General features: G+C 64.7%; 15 protein-coding genes. All 15 read right to left on the bottom strand.

Annotation, left to right across the window (positions count from 1 at the left end; genetic code table 11):
* Positions 1–175: 175 nt before the first annotated feature.
* The gene (locus FSW06_RS12245) at positions 176–526 is read right to left on the bottom strand and encodes a hypothetical protein (protein WP_139024445.1); all 351 of its coding nucleotides are present in this window, start codon (positions 524–526) and stop codon (positions 176–178) included.
* Positions 519–971 (bottom strand): hypothetical protein, encoded by a 453-nt coding sequence (locus FSW06_RS12240; RefSeq protein WP_010120117.1) that lies wholly within the window; start codon positions 969–971, stop codon positions 519–521. The genes FSW06_RS12245 and FSW06_RS12240 overlap by 8 nt, the downstream gene beginning before the upstream one ends.
* Positions 972–975: 4 nt before the next feature.
* Positions 976–1,398 carry a hypothetical protein gene (locus FSW06_RS12235; RefSeq protein ID WP_010120119.1) on the bottom strand — a complete coding sequence of 141 codons (423 nt, stop codon included), beginning with the start codon at positions 1,396–1,398 and terminating at the stop codon, positions 976–978.
* 2 nt (positions 1,399–1,400) lie between these two features.
* Entirely contained in the window at positions 1,401–2,177 is a 777-nt protein-coding gene (locus FSW06_RS12230; RefSeq protein WP_010120121.1) for a peptidoglycan recognition protein family protein, read from the bottom strand.
* 53 nt (positions 2,178–2,230) lie between these two features.
* The gene (locus tag FSW06_RS14820; RefSeq protein ID WP_476728529.1) at positions 2,231–3,718 is read right to left on the bottom strand and encodes a BspA family leucine-rich repeat surface protein; all 1,488 of its coding nucleotides are present in this window, start codon (positions 3,716–3,718) and stop codon (positions 2,231–2,233) included.
* Positions 3,718–5,145, bottom strand: a complete 1,428-nt coding sequence (locus tag FSW06_RS12220; protein ID WP_010120125.1) for a hypothetical protein — start codon at positions 5,143–5,145, stop codon at positions 3,718–3,720. The genes FSW06_RS14820 and FSW06_RS12220 overlap by 1 nt, the downstream gene beginning before the upstream one ends.
* 3 nt (positions 5,146–5,148) lie before the next feature.
* The gene (locus FSW06_RS12215; RefSeq protein WP_010120126.1) at positions 5,149–5,769 is read right to left on the bottom strand and encodes a hypothetical protein; all 621 of its coding nucleotides are present in this window, start codon (positions 5,767–5,769) and stop codon (positions 5,149–5,151) included.
* Entirely contained in the window at positions 5,769–6,863 is a 1,095-nt protein-coding gene (locus tag FSW06_RS12210; protein WP_010120127.1) for a hypothetical protein, read from the bottom strand. Before FSW06_RS12210 ends, FSW06_RS12215 begins: the two co-directional genes overlap by 1 nt.
* Entirely contained in the window at positions 6,850–7,227 is a 378-nt protein-coding gene (locus FSW06_RS12205; RefSeq protein WP_010120128.1) for a hypothetical protein, read from the bottom strand. The genes FSW06_RS12210 and FSW06_RS12205 overlap by 14 nt, the downstream gene beginning before the upstream one ends.
* Positions 7,200–8,777: a Gp37-like protein gene (locus FSW06_RS12200; protein WP_010120129.1), complete on the bottom strand. Its 1,578-nt coding sequence runs from the start codon at positions 8,775–8,777 to the stop codon at positions 7,200–7,202. The genes FSW06_RS12205 and FSW06_RS12200 overlap by 28 nt, the downstream gene beginning before the upstream one ends.
* Positions 8,777–9,643, bottom strand: a complete 867-nt coding sequence (locus tag FSW06_RS12195; RefSeq protein ID WP_146881349.1) for a hypothetical protein — start codon at positions 9,641–9,643, stop codon at positions 8,777–8,779. Before FSW06_RS12195 ends, FSW06_RS12200 begins: the two co-directional genes overlap by 1 nt.
* 4 nt (positions 9,644–9,647) lie before the next feature.
* Positions 9,648–15,962: a tape measure protein gene (locus FSW06_RS12190; protein ID WP_010120131.1), complete on the bottom strand. Its 6,315-nt coding sequence runs from the start codon at positions 15,960–15,962 to the stop codon at positions 9,648–9,650.
* Between the two features lie 3 nt (positions 15,963–15,965).
* The gene (locus tag FSW06_RS12185) at positions 15,966–16,382 is read right to left on the bottom strand and encodes a hypothetical protein (protein ID WP_010120132.1); all 417 of its coding nucleotides are present in this window, start codon (positions 16,380–16,382) and stop codon (positions 15,966–15,968) included.
* Positions 16,379–16,720, bottom strand: a complete 342-nt coding sequence (locus FSW06_RS12180; RefSeq protein ID WP_010120133.1) for a hypothetical protein — start codon at positions 16,718–16,720, stop codon at positions 16,379–16,381. Before FSW06_RS12180 ends, FSW06_RS12185 begins: the two co-directional genes overlap by 4 nt.
* 117 nt (positions 16,721–16,837) lie before the next feature.
* Positions 16,838–17,161, bottom strand: coding sequence for a hypothetical protein (locus tag FSW06_RS12175; RefSeq protein ID WP_010120134.1), 324 nt, complete (start codon positions 17,159–17,161; stop codon positions 16,838–16,840).
* Between the last annotated feature and the right edge of the window lie 81 nt (positions 17,162–17,242).

Below are 17,242 nucleotides of genomic sequence, written 5' to 3'. Positions count from 1 at the left end.
GTCCTGCATGGTGATGCACTCAATCGAGCCAACATGCTGCGGCCTTGCGAAGACTGGCGCAGAATTAGGGCAAGCCCCCATCGCCATGACACCGATGGGGGTCCGGTGGGGAGCGACACACGACTGGGGCGACCCGGCGAAGGGACCCTGCGGCGCTCAACCCGCACCATGGATACTACAGGCCAGGATGCTCCGGCAGATCATCTTCCAGCTCCGGCGGCGTACGCGGCCACTTCGACGCATCCGGCACAACACGACGCCACGCGTGAATATGCTGCACCGCAGCCACGAACTTCGACTTCACCGTCCCCAGCTCCGAGCGCAGGGTCTTCACCTCACCACGGACCTCCTTCATCTCCGCCTTCAACGACTCGAGGTCCTTGCGCTGACCGTCCGCATACGCCTGCCAGTCGGGTCCGCGAGCGGCGTCCCTGTCTCCGGTGAGCTTCACCCGTGCGACCAGCACCAGTGCCAAGGACCCGGCCAGGCCACCCATGAATGTCAGCACTACTGAGCCATCAATCATGCGGCGCCTCCCGCACTCTGATCTCGATGCGGGATCCGCGCCACACAGCCCAGGACACAAGGGCGACGATCATGAAGTAGCCGATTGATGACACCCATGTCCGGCTGTGTTCCTCGATGGACTGCCAGAGGAAGCTCAGGCCCCACAGGAGGTGGAGGCCCACGCCGGCGCCGACGGAGATGGCGGCGGTGAGGGTGCGGTGCCAGGGGGCGATGGTGATGCAGAGGACGCCGACGGCGACCCACACGATCGACCAGGTGCCCATCGTCATCCATGATTCTGCGGGGTGGCCGGAGGGGCCAGGCCCGACGCGGTCACTGTAGGAGATGCCGCGGGCGATCATGCCTGCGCCGAGGATGACCAGTGCGGTCGCGTCGGTTAGGAGGCTGTCGCGGATCTTCTCGGCTGGTCCGCGGAGTCGCCTGGGGAGATGATCGATGGGCACAGTGTCACCGCCCGTACACGTAGTCGGTGCTGGCCTCAGCGGTCGCGGCGGCACTGGCGGTGGTGTCGTGTTCGCCCTTCTCCTCCGCACGGATCGCCGCGAGGACAGCGGACGGGAGGTTGTCGAGCTGACCAAGGATCGCGGTGCCGACCCGGCCGACCTGCTCGTGCAGGGCACCACGGGCCCCGACTGCCAGGTCTTCGTCCGTGGCGGTTGAGTCGCTGCCGGGGTTGGTCTTCGTGGCTGCAAGGGCGGGTGCGATGACACCCAGCAGGATCGGCAGCCACTGATCCACCTTGTCTGCGACCTGGTCGGCCTGGATGTCGGACAGGACACCCACCCATCCGAGGACGCCGATGACCACGGCGGCGAGACCGTACGCGATCTTCCGGACCTGCCACGCGGCAGGCTTCTTCTTGATGCTCATGGTCACTTCTCCTTCTTCGTGTCGCGGGCCCCGGGGACGCCGACGGCCTCCCCGATAGCGCCGAGCAGGTCGGTGCGGGTCCGGTAGCCGGTCTGCGACCAGCCGCCATACGGGCCGGTCACCCCGGGGTCGCCCATATCCTGGGCGGACAGGGCCATGAGCATCGCACGGCAGTCGGCGGTGTTGTCTCGGATCTGCCTCAGCAGGGCGGTCTGGTCGTCAGTCACGGGGGTCTCCTTCGGTGGTGCGGGTGTGGGGGTGGCGGAGCCCATCTGGTCGTACCAGTACTGGGCGCGGGTGATGTACGCATTGCCGTACTCCCCGTTCGGGCCGAGACGGTAGGGGCAACTGGTCTGCCCGGTCTCGGAGTGCGGGCGGACGTTCACGCCCCAGGCGGGGCGTCCGAGGCCGTAGTAGCGGCACAGGGCGGCGACGAGGTGCGCCCCGGACTCGCGGGTTGCCTCACTGATCGGCCAGTCCGCATCCGGGCCCGCACTGTTGGCGTGCTCGATGCCGATACTCTCCTGGTTCCGCAGGAGGTCCGCGGCATGCCACGCGGTGTCGGTGTCATTGACCAGCTGGCCGATGGTTCCCTCCACGTCGACCTGGTAGTGGGCGCTGGCCTCTCGGGTCTGCCACACCTGCCAGATCTGGTCGATGGACAGGCACCCGGCATTGTGGTGGATCACGATGTACCGGATCTGATGGCCGGCTCTACCCGGCGTGAAGTTCTTGTTCATGAGCCGATAACGGTCCGGCTCGATGTTGTCCCAGTCCATGGGGACCTCCTTCTAGATATGCGAAAGCCCCGGCCGGTCGGTCGGGGCCGGGGCTAGCCGGTCCAGTTCCCGTTCTTGTCATAGAACGGGAGTCGGGTGAGGCCGGATCCGGTGATCATGGTGAGGGTGTCTAGGGATTTGTTTTTCCCGATGAGGCGGATGTGCCCGTCAGTGAGTGATGAGCAATTTCTGAGCATGTTTCGCATGTTCGTGACCTGGCTGGTATCCATATCCGGAACCTGCGTCAACGCCGAACACCCGGAGAACATGGAGCCCATGCCCGTCACCTGCGAGGTTTCCATCTCCGGCACCGTCGTCAATGCCGAACACCCGGAGAACATGGAGCCCATGTTCGTCACCTGGCCGGTATCCATCTCCGGCACCGTCGTCAACGCCGAACACCCGGAGAACATGGAGCCCATGTTCGTCACCTGGCCGGTATCCATCTCCGGCACCGTCGTCAACGCCGAACACCCGGAGAACATGGAGCCCATGTTCGTCACCTGGCCGGTATCCATATCCGGAACCTGCGTCAACGCCGAACACCCGGAGAACATGGAGCCCATGCCCGTCACCTGCGAGGTTTCCATCTCCGGCACCTGCGTCAACGCTGCACATCCGTTGAAAATGCCGGCCATGTCCGTTACGTGCGAGGTGTCCATCTCCGGCACCGTCGTCAACGCCGAACACCCGAAGAACATGGCGTTCAGGCTCTTGACCTGCGATATGTCCAACCGGAATGGGACAGTGGTCACCGTCTTGTAGTCCAGCCCCCGAGCAGTGAGCGCAGCACGGAACTGGCTCTGGGCCTCCAGAATTTCACCATTGTTCACAATGGTGACCGTTTCAATATTCGATCCACGATCCCACACCAGCACACCGTCGAGCCACAGTTCTTCTATCTCCGCCCCCTCAAAGTGCAGGGATTCGATGACATCATCACTGGTGTTGATTGATCCTTCGGCACCCCATCCGGCAGGGACGGGTGGAGTGACGAGGAACCGGTACCAGGCGGCGCCGCCGGCGCCGTCCCCTCCTCTAGTTCCGCCGCCGAGGAATCCACCGGCCTTGCCAGGTGCCCCACCGCCGCCGGGTCTACTGCCGGAGAATTGTCCATCGCCTGCGGTCTCACCGCCGCCGGCGAACGTGACACCGAATGCCGTGAAACTTCCCGGGGACTGACCCGGCCGGTAGTCCCGTCCACCGGGGCCAGCCTCCCCACCGGCTGCGGTGACGGGCCCGATGGTGGTCGCCCCTCCGGAAGTGCCGCCCGGCTGACTGTTCACGATGCTTCCACCGTCACCGCCGGCACCCGCGGCTCCCATGACATATGAGAATCTGCTGCCCGGGGTGACTGCCCATTCTCCGGACGCCCATTCTCCGGCTCCACCACCCGCCCCCCGGCCGCCGTTGTTGTACCAGCCTCCGCGACCGCCACCGCCACCACCTACAGCGACGGCCTGCGCCCGCACCGCACGGTCCGGAACCGTGATCTCTCGGTCAACAGCTTCAACCCAATCGGCCCACACAGGCTCCCTCATCAGGACTCCCTCCTCACCGCGTAGATCACACCGTCCACCATCGGATCAGGCAGCACATCCACCACCTGAAACATCCGGATCTGCGCCGCAGCACGATCAGCCTCTGCAGTCGCCGTCGACGCAGCGCCCTGCGCAGACGCAGCGTCAGCAGACACAGCAGCAGCAATGTCGGATACTTCGCCACGCACATCGTCAGCCGCCGATGATGCCGCGGCCTCAGCCCGTTCAGCATCCGATGCTGCCGACGTTGCGGATTCGGCGGCAGCAGCCGCCAGCCCGGACACCTCACTGCGCACACCATCGGCAGCCGCCGCAGCCGCAGACGATGCAGCATCTCCTACAGCGGCATCCACACCATCCGCCGCAGCCTCAGCACGAGCAGCATCCGACGCTGCAGACGACGCAGACGACGCAGCAGCAGACTCGCTGGTCTTCGCATCCGCAGCCGCCTTCTCCGCCCGGTTCCGATGCTGCGACGAATACTCCGCCGACGTCTGCGCCGCCTCCGCATCCTTACCCACCTGCACACGATCAGCAGCAGCCGACGCAGAATCAGTGGCAGCCTTCTGTGAGGCGGCAGCAGCAGCATTTGCAGAGGTGTCAGCCTCACCGGCACGAGCACCCGCATCACCCGCAGAAGCGGCAGCATCACCAGCAGAGGCGGAGGCGCGAGACGCGGACTGCTCCGCATCCTTCGCCGCCTGCTCCGCATCCCCCGCACGCTCATCAGCCTTCCGGGCAGACTCCGACGCCGCCTCCTTCGCCTCAATCACAGCCTCAGCCGACCCCACCCGATCAGCACCAGACTTCGCCACCTTCGCGGACTCCGAAGCGGCAGCGGCAGACTCACCCGCAGCCTTCACCGCGACCTTCGCCTCATCACTGACCTGGCCCACCGCAGACGCGGCCTCCTCCGCACGACGGATAGCATCCTCCGCCGCACGGGACATGGACCGGACAGTGGCGATCACCGACTCGATATCATCCATCGGCACCTCAGGGAATCCGCCGGCAGACACCAGGGTGGTGATGTCCACATCCCCCTCAGTCGCATCCACAAGCATCGACGGGATCTTCACCGCCGTGCCCGCATACGACACATCGAAGCTCACCTGCCACCAGACGGGCGTGTCATCGATCATGACCGGGAGTTCCTGCCCTGGCCCGCCCGGCACATCCCCGATCTCACTGACCGTGCCCGACAGGGACACAATCTGCCCATCCGCCACCAGTGACTTGATCGGCTTCAGCGACACCAGGCGCGGCGGCTCCGACGCTTTCGCCTGCGACACCCCCTTCGGGAACACCGGTGTCCAGGTGGCCGTTCCCGAAAGGTTCACCTCATCCAACTGGTGATCCTCATCAGCGATCTGGTCAGCAATGAACAACGTCAACATCCCCGTGACCTTGTGATGCGTGATAGCCATGAATCAGCCTTCCTCCGTAAAACGCGGCGTCCCGTTGTAGACGTACTGCGCACCCAACTTGTTCCACCCGTCAGCCATGTAGTACTGCGCCTGGCCGTTGTTCAGGCTGTACACCCGCACCCGGTACCCCGGACGATCCACGACGACATTGTCAAAGACATACAGCGACGACGAATCAACGCCGATTCCGAGCGTCGTAAAAACCTTCTTGCCAGCCGCAGCACGAGAATGAAGATTTCCGTCCGGGTCGAACACCTCAAGACGCAACTCAAGTGCGTTCGTTCCCGACGCCATCTCCACCGTGCAGTTGAACTCGACCCGCCACTGCCCGACAGCATTGAGGATGATCCCGTCCTCCGAGCTGATCTCGCAGCCACGGGACTCTCCCAACTTCTTCGTGAGAGGCAGGAACTGGTTCGCGAACCCGCGGGCGCCAGTCCAGGGGTTACCCGCACCGTCGATCTGGCAGTAGCCCGACATCGGCAGCAGGTCTTCCAGGTCCTTCTTCGACGCGGTCGCGTCACCCACATCCGACCCGATCGACAACATCCGACCATCATCAAACTGGGCCGACGGCGTATCCCACGACCTCTCCGGCCAGTGGGGCATGTCGTTCCTCGCCATCAGACACGCTCCAACTTGACCCGCAGCGACGACCGCCCATTACCAGCTACCGACCAAGCCGCGCTGATACCAGCCGACCGGACAGCCACCACATGCACCGTCGCCTCCGTATTAGGCTCAATCACACCAGCCGTCTCACCACCCGGCTGATCCGGGGTGAACGCAGCATCCGAGAACGCATCGAACCGCTGGTGAGCCCAACCGCCGGATTCCATGTCCCCGAACGCCGCACCCACCAGGGCGCCGTTATCCGGGTCGTTCAGCCGCAACTGCACATCCACCGTCTGCCCCGGCAGGGAACTGACCTCCACACCGCCAGCGAAATCCAGCCGGTAGCGGTACGGCATCTCAGGGATGCTGATCGCCGTGATGATGTGCTTCGTCGCATTCAGGCCGGCGTTGAACGTCTTGAACGCGCTGCTCGGGACATTGAGCATCTGCGGTCCGAGGAAACCACTCTTCCACTGCATCTTCCCCGACGGCTCATCGAAGACGAGGATCTCCCCATCCTCCGGGCCACCAGTGATATCCGGGCTCGTGAAGATCGACCCGGGCTCCCCGGTGTCGCCCTTGTCGCCCTTCGGCAGCTTCGGCAGGTCCAGCCCCACCGAATAGATGCCCTCTTCCTCCGAGCCGACCACCCTCGTTCCGAGAGGCGCGTCCAGCGTCTCCCCGTCGACAGTGACCGTGCCTCCGGTGAGGATCGGCGGCGGGCCTTGCGGACCCTCAGCGCCGAAAGCGTCCTTGCTGATGATGAACCGAGTGCCGGACCACACCCACAAGTCGTTGTCATCGCTGCACCGGTACGCCCAGTTCTTCTGATCCGCAGACAGGGCCTCACGCAGCGCCGCGAGCTCCGCCGCCGTCCGGTCACCCTGAAAAATGAACCCCGGGCCCGGATCACCCTTCTCCCCCTTGAACGCCGGCAGGGCAAGCCGAGACCGGCCCGCAGACCCATCCTGCCCCGCCGTCACCGTCAGATACGTCTGCTCCAACGGCGGCTGGCTAGGGTCCTGTCGAATCCCGTAAATGTCCAGCCTGGTCTCCAAGCTACCGATGAAATCCTCATCCAGCCCAGCCCTAGTCCTCGCCATGATCCTTCACCTTTCGTCGCAGGTCATTCCACGTCTCCGACACGTCCTCACCCAGGGCCGTCAGCCCCGTAGGCTCATGCGTCATCTTCACCACCGCACCGTCAGCCAAGGTCTCCACCCGCACCTCCCCAGCCTCCGGAGTCGGCATCACCTCACCGCGGGGTGTCCACCGGCCGGCGTCCCACACTTCACCGGACTGCCACCGGAGCACAGCCTCCGCCAGGAGCTCCGCAACCCCCGGGTCGAGGCGCCCCGTCGTACCGTTCGCCAGGGGCGCGGCGGTCAGGAACCGGCCCAGGGCCTCAACCCTCGGCCGCAGTTCCGCCGAACGGTCCTCTACTGCACCGCTAGCCTGTTCACCCATCCAGCAACCTCCCTGATCTTCCCCAGAGCAAACGCCCCAGGCTCCGACGGTTCCGGCGTCCCGAGGGTCAGTACCGGCTGACCGCCTTCCGTGAACTCCACCCCGCCGAGGGTTTCCACCTCGGCGGTGCCGTCCTCGTGCTCCACCGCGACCGGCCAGCCGACACGCAGGTGCCGACCGAGCCAGTACGGGGCACCGTTCGTCACCTCGATCTGGCGACTGATCCGACCCCGGTTCGCCCACCGGTCTGACTTCGCGGTCTCGGCGGCTTGCAGGGTCAGGGCGGTGGTCTGGGATCCGGCGAAACTCTCGCGGAGGCGCCACCGACCGGCCTCAGCGGCCAGCGCCCGATCCTCGATGCTGTGGTAGCTGAGGACGCGGTTCTGCGCCATCTTCTCGAGGAACCCGAGCTTCAGCCCGGGGATGCCGATGGTTGCTCCGATAGCGGACACGGCGCTACCGATCAGGTCGGAGGCGATCGTGTTCACCCAGTCCGGTGACTTACCGCCCACCGTCGAGCGTGAGCTCGTGGGGTAGGTGATCGTCTTCGTCGCCTTATCAATCGGAGACCACTGCCCCGCCCTGTAGATCGGGATCCCCGCGGTCCGCGGATCCCCCGCCAGCGTGTCCAACGCCGACTCGCCCGGCTGCAGGATCGGATACGTGATCCAATCCCACATGTCATCCACCAGGTGAATCACCTGCCGGATCGCACCATCCACCAGCGTGCCAGTGAACCTCACCTGCCGAGGCGACGGGACCATGTCCACCACCAACTTCGGCTCCGTCAGCGTCATGACCTCCGGGAACGGCTGATCATCACCCGGCAACCACAAGTCACACCGCATCGACAGGTCGCCGGCCTTGCAGATCTCCACCGCAGCATCCCACGCCGAATCCATGCACCACTCCGTCGTCACCCAATCCGACGTGTCCAGCACGCCGGTCCGCCGGGGGTTGATGATGATCGGGTCCATCGCTTTCGCCAGCAGGTTCCAGGTTCCCGGGTCGAACGGGTTCGTCACCGGGATGGACCACAGTTCCGACTGCAGGCGCACGAGGTTCAGTGCCGCGGCAGTCTTCCACGCTGTGGCGCCCGGGCCGATGCCCCGGTACACCCCACTGATCTGAAGCTCGGGCGGCAGCAGAGGGTCAGGCCACAGGGGGAAATCGAGCATGCGGGACAGGGACACGAGTGTCACATCCCACGCGTGGCCTTCGCCCTCCGGCACCCGGTCCACGGTGGTGATCAGGTACGCGGTGCGGTACCCGCCGGGCATGTCACACGACATGATCCGAGCAGCGTACGTCGGCACCTGCTCGAAGAACTCATCCCACGTCTGCGTGCCCGGCAAGGTCACCGATGAGGTGCCGTGCTCGAGATCCTTCTCCGACCACTTCAGGTCCCGCCGACCAGACCCCGGCGCCCACAAGGACAACGTCCCCTGCCCCACCCAGAACCTCACGAACGGGGTGGGGGCGAGCTCCTCATCCCGCTGCGACTGATCCTCCGACAGCAGGTCGAACATCGCATCCTGCATCGAAGACATCACATCAACCCCTCTCGGTGGATCCGTGACTGACCCAGCACCGCGGTCTCCGGCGAACCGCCGGACACCACCCGGATCCCGATGTGCGACACGGAGTCCGCAGGGATCGGGTTAGCTAGGTAGCCGACAACATCAGGCCACCTGTTCCGCGAGGACCCGTCAGCCGCCACCGAGCGGAGAACGCCCCGCGCCGGATCCGACTGCAGCAAGCACCGCTCCCCAACCTCAAGCGACGGCAGCCGGATCGTGGAGCCCTCCATCGACAACTCCACCGACCCCGGCCCAGACACCACAAAAGTCGGCCACGACACCCACTCAGGCCCCGACCACAGTGTCAGAGACCCATGCGACGACCCACCAGCATTACGCCACTGTGACGAAGCAGGCTTCTCCTCCGACCGAGGATCCTCAGCGATGAGAACCAGATCCAGAGACACCCCCTTCACCTCATACGGTGACGAGTCCAGCGCCGGCTTCATCGTCAACAGGCGACACCGAATCCACCGCCACCCCGTCACCGGCGTCCACATCGACAACCACCCAGCACGATCCCGGCGGAACATGGTCTTCACCTGCTCCCGCACCGCCTGCATGTCACCCTCAGCCGAACCGAGAACATACAGGGGCACATCCAACTCACCGTGATCCAAGGTGATCTGCGTGACGGTCTCGCCGACCTGGTGCGCCGCCTTCGCGAAATCCGCAGCAGCGTCCACGAAACCGACACCGTCCAGACCCTCGCGAAGCCACACACCCTCACGTCCCTCATCCGGGCCACCGGAAAGGTGCAGCATCCGACCATCCGGGGCGATCCACACGACCACCGCATGATGATTCAGGCCAGTACTCCCGGTCTCAATCTCCACCCGGTCAGGCATATGCAGCGAGAACACGACGCGCCTCCCTCATGACATCGCGGGCCGCAGCCTGCGGATCGGCAGCCTGAACGTTCTCCACCACGAAGTTCACGACGGTGGAATTGTCCAGGGTCTTCTTCTCCATCTGCGGCTCCTTCGCCGCAGTGGCAGTCGGCGCCGGCACGGAATCATCCGGTGTCGCCGGAGCCTCCGCAGCCTCGCCGGTCACTTCAGCGGCAGCGCCAGCAGCTACCGACGCGGACTGTGCAGCATCCGCCGCAGATGACGCAGCATCAGCCGCATCCTCCGAAGCGTCCGCCGCGGTAGCCGTCGCATCCTGCACCTGCTCCTCAACCTCGGCGGGAACCTCCCACTCGATGCCGAGAGCGGATGCGTCGGTGAACCAGGCGCCCTTCATGCCGAAGAAGTCGAGCGCGTCCTCGGTCATGCTGCTGGTCGCCTCGGCTGCCACGTCGGGGTGCTTCTCCCCGAAGTCCGCCATGGTGCGGTTCGTGACCTCGACCGCGGTCTGCAGGTCGGGGTTATCGTCCACCCACTTCTGGATCTCGGGGGCGAACTTCTTCACCTCCGGGACGAGCTTCGAGATCCCGTCGACCAGACCCGACACGTCGGTCCACTGCTGATTGTTCAGCACCGGCTCCGGCTTACCGGACTGGTTGACGGCAACGCCGCCATCCTTGAGGACGCCGCCGGTATCGAACAGGTTCATCGGTAGGACACCGCCGGTCTTCCAACCGCCCGGGGAGCCGACAATCGGCCCCCAGTGGTGACGGTCGCGGGCGTACCGGACACCAGCGTTGATGTTCGACCACGGGTTCTTCCGATCGTTCGGAGTACGCGGGTCCCAGTAGGACGGCCACGTGCTCTTCGCGAACTGGAACAGGCCCACAGCCTCATTCCCGCCGGTGTTCGCATCGACATAACCGTGCTGCGTGACGCCCGGGTCGCCGTTCGACTCGTTCGCCATCTGCTGCATCAGACGGTTGAAGTGATCCGGGATCAGCGGCTCGTTCTGGAAAGCGAAAGCCTTCCGAACCATCGGCTTCCACCGCTCCACACCAGACCCACCGGGGATGGAGACTTCCATCTCGTCCGCCTTCTTCTTGGCGAACTTCCAGACCTTCTCCTCAGCCTGCTTCTGCCACTTCGGCGGAACATCACCGAAAGCACCAGGCCCGCCGCCCCACTTCGGGATCTTCTTGATCTCTTCATCCCACATCGACTTCACGGAATCCGCGATGGAGATCATCATTGCTCCACCAGCAGACCCGCCAGCGAAAACTCCGCCGCCGAAGTCCATCGTCGGAGGCGTGTTCATCGCCCAGTGGACATGGTGATAGTGAGGGCCGGCCTGAGCCTCGTTGTAGAAGCCACCGAACTTCCCGACCTTCTGACCATTCTTGATGTTGTCGGAGAAGGCCGGGTTGTCGTGGATCAGCTCCATGCTGTTCGGGTAGGTCTTCGCAATATCCCTCGCAAGCGAAAGCTCGCCAGGGGTACGGGAACCATCCGAAAAGTCACCGGCCAGACCCATGCCATGCAGGTCGTTGGAAGCGCGCCCACCAGACGTGAGCTGCATGCCCGGGTACTTCTTGTGCACGATCCGGGTCATCGCATCGACCACACCACCAGTAGCGAAATGCTGGTAGCTGTTCGCTCGCGCCTCATCGCGGACCTTGCGCTTCAGCTTCCCGGTCCTCGCGTCCCGGTTCATCCGGTTGACAGCAGCCTCACCGCCGACAGCTCGAGTCCACTCCGGACGCATGATCGCCTCTCCGCCGGACAGCTCGAGACGGCCGCCAGTCGGAGAGGTGTAGCGGTGCACATCACGGCCCGGAGTGTACCCCGGGGTCACACCACCAGTCTTGTAGGCGCCGAGACCACCGAGCGGGACAGCGCCCATCTTCTTCTCGCCGATCATCTCGGCGATGCTGTCCCACGCGGACCGGATGCCGTCGTTGAACACAGTCTGCACGACGAACTTCGCCGGCCGACCCGTCGCACCACGCATCCGATCCCACGCCGTACCGATGTTGTCGACCGTCCGGGAGAACCAACCGCCCAGCGTGTCCAGACCAGACTGCACCCCGCCGAACGCCGGCAGAATGCTCCCGTCCTTCACCGCCAGAATATGGTTCGCCATCCCCGACCACTGAGGATCAATCACCCCATTGACCGAGTCCACGAACTTCTGACCAACAGCCTGCAGGCCGGTCTGCACACCCAAGAACGCCGGGTCCACAACCGTGGCCTTCACGTTCTGGATGTTCGCGCCCATCGCCTGCCACACCGGATTGACCGTGTCACCAGTCACCGACGTGACCACCGTGCCGATGGTCTGCAGCCCGGTCTGAATCCCAGCGAACGCGGGATCCACCAGACCAGTCTTCACATCCGTGATGCCCTGGCCCATCTGATCCCACACCGGGCCCACAACATCCTGCATCGTCGTGGTCGCCAGGTCTCCGAACACGCCGAGCTGCTGATCCTGCTGCTGCAGCACCGGGGACAGCGTATCCACCTCGGCAGGCTGAGCAGCAGAATGCACGGCAGGCGCCACTGCATCCGGCACCTGCACGTCAGCCTGCAGCGTGGGCATGTCCGCATCCGCCACCCGATCAGCCATCGACTGGGACGCCTTCTCAACCTTCGACCCCATCGAGTCGATACCGTCGATCAGACCCTGACCAACGTTCACGCCGAAGCCCTTGAACACCCTCGACGGAGAGTGAATCCCCAGAGCCTTCTTGAACGGCTCCTTCATCCACCCCGGGATCTTGTCGAGGAACCAGTCAGTGATCTTCTTACCCAGATCCCCGATGCCGTTGAGCAGGCCCTGAATCACGTTCTTGCCGGTATCAACCAGCCAGTCCTTCGCGCCCTTGACCTTGTCAAGGATCGTGTCCTTGATGGACCCGACCTTGTCGCCGATCTTCCCGAACCAGTCAGAGATCGACTGCCACAGGCCCGAGGCGAAATCCTTGATCGTGTCAAACGCGTCGCCAATTCGGTCCTTGAACCAGTTGAACACGCCGACAATGGCGTCCACAGCGGGCTGGCCGTACTGATCCCAGAGGATCTTGAACCCGCGGACCATGTCGTCCCACTTGTCCTTGATCCAGTCCACGATCGGGCTGATGATGTTGTCCCACAGCCACGAGAACGCACCAGAGATAGCATCCATGGCAGGCTGACCATACGAGTCCCAGACGATCTGGAACCCGGTGATCATGTCGGACCACTTATCGCCGATCCACCCGAAGACAGGTGACAGCACTTCGTCCCACAGCCACGAGAACGCGGACGAAATGAAGTCCACGATCGGCTGGCCGACTGCATCCCACACGTGCTGGATCGTCAGCCAGATCACCTCGAACGTGGCCATGAGGAGCCGCCCGCCGAGCTGAATCCCTTCCCAGAGGACGGAGAAGGCGTCACCGATGAAGTCCACGATCGGCTTACCGATCGACTCCCACGCAGCCTGCATGCCTTCCCACAGGCCGGAGAAGAGGTCGGTGAGGAACCCGACCGCAACATCCCACGCGGCGGTGATCCCGTCCCACACGCCGCCGAGGACATCACCGATCAGGCCGGCGATCCACTTCACGACGCCGCCGAGGATCTCGAATGCCTTCCCGAGGACCACGCCAACAACCTGCGCGACCTTCCCCAGGACGCTGATCAGCGGGGCGAGGATGTTCTCCGCCAGCCACGCAATGACCTTCGCGACGACCTTCACGATGACCGAGAAGACCTTCAGCGCGCCGACCACAGCCAGAATCGAGCCGAGCACGACACCGCCCAGGACAGCGCCAACGACCTTCAGCACCGGGAGCAGCAGGGGCGAAAGGGCATCCCACAGGGACTTCAGCCCCTCCCACAGGCCCTTCACCGCTTCCCACACGCCCATCGCAGCATCGAGGAAAGCGCCGCCGAGTGCCTTGCCGACGTCCATAACCGCGGGGCCGATGTCCTTCAGGGCATCCCACACGGACGACAGGGCACCGCCGAGGGCATCCTTCACCCAGCCGCCGACCGTCATCGCCGTGTCACGGAGGGTGAGCAGGAAATCGACGATGCCCGAGTCCTCCGAAAGGCCGAACGGGAGGCCGGTGTAGTCGCCCTTGAAGAAGATGTCCCAGATCCCGCTGGCGAGATCGGGGATCTGCTTCAGGATGTCCCACAGGGAGCTGATCTTGTCGCCGACCGTTGCGATCGCGTTGACAATCCACTCCGCCTTGTCTGCGCCGATCAGGTCGGACAGGGCACCATAGCCCCAGTCGCCTCCGGTGAAGGCGATGGTGATCTCTTCCCACGCATCCTTGACCGTGTCGAACACGCCGAGGATCGGCTGGACAGCATCAACGACACCGTCCCACATGGTGCGGGCAGCATCGCCGATCGCCGAGAAGACGGGGGCGAACGTGTCCTTCAGCCACTTCCACGCGCTCTGGAACGCGTCCATGAGCTGGCCCCAAACCTTCCGACCAGTCTCCGTCGACGTGAAGAACCACGTTAGTGCCCCGACAACCGCGGCGATGGCGGCGACGATGGGGTGCCGGAGCAGCATGTCCAGGGCACCCTTGAAGAGTTTCGTCGCGAGGACCGCGACCTTCGTCGCTCCGGCATACGCCAGCTGGCCGAGCTTCATCATCGCCAGAGCACCAGTCGCCGCGCCGATTGCTGCAGCCAACGGCTTGAAAATCGGCGCCAGTGCTCCCAGGGCACTCCGGACGCCGTCCAGCGCACCACCGCCACTGATCAGGGCATCAACCCAGCCCTTGATCACGTACACACCATCGGTGATGACCTTCGCGACATTCCCGATAGCAGGTGCAATCGACCCCATGATGCTGCCCGCGAGGTTGTTGAACGCGGCCTTCATGTTCTTCAGACGGCCAGATGTCGTCTCCGACATGGCCTCCATCGTGCCGGTCAGGGCCGTCGTCGCCCCGGCAGCGCCGTCGGAGCCCTCCATGATTCCCTTGGTCAGGACGTCGATGGACTCCGCTGCGGGGACGGTACCCGAGGAGATCATCTTCTCCATCTCCGCGGTGGTGACCCCGGCATTGTTGGCGAGGATCGCCAGACCGTTGACACCGCCCTCGGCCAGGGAGTTGATGGTCTCCATGCTGATCTTGCCGGTCGCCGCGGCGGTGCCGAAGGCGCGGCCCATCGAGTTCAGGGCCTCCTCCCCCTTACCGGAGGCGGACGCTGCTTCACCGAGGGCGGTGACGATGCCGGCGGTCTTGTCCGCGTCGATGCCGAACGCGACGAGGTTCTTCCCTGCCTCGGACCAGGCGTCGAAGGTGTAGGGAGTGTTCTCGTTCGACTTCTTCAGCTGGTCCATCACAGTGGTGGCCCGCTCGGCGGAACCCATCATGATCCCCAGGGAGGCGGTCGTGTCCTCGATCTTGTTGACCTTGTCGAACCCGGCCTGAATCGTTGACCCGATGCCCGACAGTCCAGCGAATGCTGCAGCCGCCAGGCCAGCCTTCTTCGCGAAGCCGCCCAGCGAGCTCCCCAGAGACTCCGACGACCCGTGCGCGCCACGGAACTTCGAGCCCATGTCTGACGCGGCAGCGCCGGCGGACTCAGCCCCCGACTTCGCGCCGAACATCGACTCCTTCATCTCCGACAGCTTTGCCTTCAGGCGGCTGAAAGCACCCTGCGCAGAGTCAGCCGATCGAGCCGCCGTCGACTGCGCCTCATCCAGTTTCCTGGTCGCGTCGATGACCGACTGGGAAGCCGTCGCCGCCCGAGACTTCGCCGTCGCCAACTTGTCCTCAGCAGCAGCCGCCTTGTCCGCAGATGAGGTAGACGCGGACCGGGCAGCCTGCACCCGGTTCTCCGCATCAATGACCTTCGCCCCCTGGGTGGCGCGCACCGCCTCGAGGTTCCGCTCGGCGGACTGCAGCTGCTCGGTGGTCGCCTTGCCGGAGGTGCGGAGGTCCGCAAGCTTCTTCTCTGCGTCAGCGACCTTCGACTTCTCGGTCGACCGGGCGGCCTGCAGCTTCAGCTCCGCCGACTCCACCGACTTGGCCTTCTGCTCCGCAGTGTCACGGGCACTCTTCAGCGCCTTCTCTGCATCCACGACCTTGCGGGTGGCGGTCTCCTCCCGCCGGCGTGCAGCCTCCACAGCCTTCGCCGCCTGGTCAGCGCCGGACGAGAGCTGCTTACGGACACTGTCGGAAGCCTTCTTCGCGGCTGACTGTGCCGGGCCGACAAGCTCCTTCGTGAGCTGCTGCTGTGCACCCTTGATGGACAGCGTCACCGGCAAGATTGCATACCCGACCGCTTCGGCCATGAATCAGACCTCCTTGTGTCGACGGGCGGCCAATGCCGCCCGATTCCTCTTCCGAGCCGCCTCACGCTGGCGGTCCAGCTCCCGCTGCGTCGCTGCGGCTTCTTCAGCCAGTCGACGCTGCTTCTCTGGGTTCCGGCGTGGGTGCTCCTTACCGGACAGTGACTCCCACAACTCGACCAGGCGCATCTCCACATTGGGGACGCCATTCGACCCCGTCGCCGCAGTGCGGAACTCGGCCCCGACCGGCAGGCCGTCGAGTAGGACCAGGAGCCTCCGGTAGGTGAGACGGGAGGGGCCACCGTTCGGGCGCCACCGGTCCCGGTAGTCAATGCCGTAGTGGCGCTGCAGGTCCCGCTCAATCTCCCGCGGGTGCAGCCCCACCAGACGAGCCGCCCCCTGCAGTGAGGGCAGCCACGTCATTTCCCCAGGCCGGTCTCCTCAGTCCACGCCTCGATGAAGCGGGTGAAGTCACGGACGGTGGCGCCGACTGCGCGCATGCGGCGGAACTCGTCCTCGCCGAGGAGGGTGCGGAACGCCTTCATCGGCTTCTCGTCCTCCATGTAGAAGATCACGTCGGCGGGGGCGTCCTCGATGCTGCCGGGGACGCTGAAGGTCATGTCCTCGCCCTGCACCTCGACGGTGAGGTCGATGGGTTCGATGACCTCGCCGGTGGCTTCCTTCTTGAGGCCTTCGGCTGCCTTGGCGGCGTCCATGCGCTTCTTCGTTTCCTCGCTGGTTCCGAGCTGGTTCTTAGCCATGATGTTTCTCCCTTGTTCGGCTTGAAGCTTGGTTCCCTGGTTCGCTTCACGATCTAGGTCGTGTGAGGGGCCGCGGAGGTGCGAACAGGGGATGAAGAACCCCCACGGCCCCGCCGATTAACCCTCGGCGGGCGGGTCGGCGATGAGGCCCTTGATCTTGGTGACCTCATCGGCGGTGAACTGCGGCGTAGCGTCCTTGCCAGGATCGCCCTTCGCACCGTCCTTACCAGGGGTCCCCGGGGCGCCCTGAGCACCCTTCTCGCCGGGGTCACCCTTCTCACCCTTGGCGCCATCCTTACCGGGGGCACCGGCGTCGCCCTTGTCGCCCTTGTCGCCCTTGTCGCCCTTCGCAGCCTTCGCCACGACGATCTTCTCCAGCTCGGTGAGCCGGTCTGCCGGGTACTTGTCCCCGGCCTTCCATTCCTGCGGCTCGAAAGCCATAGCTGCCTCCTCAGGCTTGAATCATGATTGGGGGGGGCAGGCCCCGACTACCGCTAGCCCAGGACCAGCGGCAGGGGGCCG

The organism is Corynebacterium nuruki S6-4 (assembly GCF_007970465.1).
Lineage (GTDB): Bacteria > Actinomycetota > Actinomycetes > Mycobacteriales > Mycobacteriaceae > Corynebacterium > Corynebacterium nuruki.
Note: the sequence above shows the minus strand (reverse complement) of the source record. Positions and strands in the feature narration are given on the sequence as shown.